A 675-nucleotide genomic window follows, 5' to 3' on the forward strand; every position below is an offset into this window, starting at 1 on the left:
TTGTTATTGAGCGTAATCGGTGCAAACACCATAGGTACGGAGCTTGACGCGGCAGCGGCGCGGGCAAGTCGCAAGTCGCCCAAGTCGATACACATCGGGTCGAAATATTCTTGCGTGAAATTGAAACGCTCGCCTATGCCCATATCGGTGGCGGAAATGATGGCAAACGGGCCTTTGCGGTTCATTTCCAAATCGCGGAAAGTGGTTTTGCCGAAAAGGTAGTTTTCAAACTGCTCCTGTAACAGATCACCGCGTCCGTATTCAGGCGAGGCCAGTCGGGGCAGGTTGGACATGGAAAATGCTTGTTTGACAACTTGGCGTTGGAAGTTTTGGTGTAGGAAACGTTTGTAAAACAAGGGAATGGTTTCTTCGCCCTTGAGTGCAAAATAAGCCGCCAAAACCGAGCCTCCGGATACGCCGACCACCACATCGACATTCGACATCAAAGACTGTTTTTTACCGCCTATGGTAATCTGCTGCTTATGAAGCTGCTCCAACACGCCATAACCCAAGGCCGCCGCGCGAGTACCGCCGCCGGAGAACATCAACACAACAAGCGTATCGTCTTCGTCGTTGTGCTGAGGCCGGCTGGTTTCAAAGCGGTAGCCACGCTGCAGGTCGACCGTATCAATACCGGCGACAGGCTGATATTTCATCAGCGAACAGGCGGATAAT

At 52.1% G+C, this 675-nt stretch carries 1 protein-coding gene; it reads right to left on the reverse strand.

The features are described 5' to 3' along the window. A partial coding sequence (locus ACTHUR_RS14645) for a patatin-like phospholipase family protein (RefSeq protein ID WP_440399313.1) occupies positions 1–675 on the reverse strand: 675 nt, incomplete at both ends.

Source organism: Neisseria sp. P0021.S007 (genome assembly GCF_051956855.1).